Origin of the sequence: Actinomadura sp. NPDC000929 (assembly GCF_040492065.1) — a bacterium.
In the GTDB taxonomy this organism is placed as follows: domain Bacteria; phylum Actinomycetota; class Actinomycetes; order Streptosporangiales; family Streptosporangiaceae; genus Spirillospora; species Spirillospora verrucosospora.
This window is the reverse complement of record NZ_JBEUPA010000331.1, coordinates 1-1,404: the sequence shown is the minus strand read 5'-3', so window position 1 is coordinate 1,404 and position 1,404 is coordinate 1. Positions and strand designations below refer to the sequence as shown.

1 protein-coding gene is annotated in these 1,404 nt (G+C 66.7%); it reads right to left on the bottom strand.

The genetic code is table 11. From position 1 onward, the window contains the following. A partial coding sequence (locus ABWI04_RS42715; RefSeq protein ID WP_353835979.1) for an alpha-amylase family protein occupies positions 1-1,404 on the bottom strand: 1,404 nt, incomplete at both ends.

Here is a 1,404-nt window from a genome sequence, read left to right as displayed (position 1 = left end):
GACGTAGTTCGATCCGCGCCATGTGTAGGTGGTGCCGTCGAGTTGGTCGGTGACGGTGTGGGGTTGGTCGGGGTCGTCGGGGAGTCCGAGGGCGGGGAGGTCGAGGTGGACGGTGGCTTCGCGGGGTTGGTGGGGGTTGAGGTTGACGATGGTCAGGACGATGTCGTCGAGGTGGTGTTTGGAGAAGGCGAGGAGTTCGGGTTGGTCGATGTGGTGGAAGTGCAGGTTGCGGAGTTGCTGGAGGGCGGGGTGGGTGTTGCGGAGTGTGTTGAGGGTGGTGATGAGGGGGGCGATGGTGGTGTCGGTGCGGTCGGCGGTTTCCCAGTCGCGGGGGCGGTACTGGTATTTCTCTGAGTCGCGGTATTCCTCGCTGCCGGGGCGGACGGGGGTGTTCTCGCAGAGTTCGTAGCCGGAGTAGATGCCCCAGGCGGGGGAGAGCAGGGCGGCGAGGACGGCGCGGATTTCGAAGGCGGGGCGGCCGCCGTGCTGGAGGTATTCGTTGAGGATGTCGGGGGTGTTGGTGAAGAGGTTGGGGCGCATGTAGGCGGCGGCGGGGCCGGTGAGTTCGCGCATGTATTCGGTGAGTTCTTCGGCGTTGTTGCGCCAGGTGAAGTAGGTGTAGGACTGGTGGAATCCGATTTTGGCGAGGGTGTGCATCATGGCGGGGCGGGTGAAGGCCTCGGCCAGGAAGAGCACGTCGGGGTCGGTGGTGTTGATGTCGGCCAGGAGGCGTTCCCAGAAGGCGACGGGTTTGGTGTGGGGGTTGTCGACTCTGAAGATGCGGACGCCGTGGTTCATCCAGTGGTGCAGGAGGTTCTTGACGGCGGTGTAGAGGCCGTCGGGGTCGTTGTCGAAGTTGAGGGGGTAGATGTCCTGGTATTTCTTGGGCGGGTTCTCGGCGTGGGCGATGGTGCCGTCGGCGCGGGTGGTGAACCATTCGGGGTGTTGTGTCACCCAGGGGTGGTCGGGGGAGCATTGCAGGGCCAGGTCCAGGGCGACTTCCAGGCCGCAGTCGCCGGCGTGGGCGACGAAGGCGTCGAAGTCCTCCAGGGTGCCCAGGTCGGGGTGGACGGCGTCGTGGCCGCCGTCGGGTGAGCCGATGGCCCAGGGGGAGCCGGGGTCGTAGGGGCCGGCGTCCAGGGTGTTGTTGGGGCCTTTGCGGTGGGTGGTGCCGATGGGGTGGATGGGGGGCAGGTAGACCACGTCGAAGCCCATGTCGGCGATGGCGGGCAGGCGTTTCATCGCGGTGCGCAGGGTGCCCGAGGTCGGGCCGCGCCGCCCCAGGGGGTCGAAGGTGGCGCCTTCGGAGCGGGGGAAGAACTCGTACCAGGCCCCGTACAGGGCTCGTTGCCGGTGCACTACCAGCGGATACCAGTCACTGACCGTCAACAGATCCCGCAACGG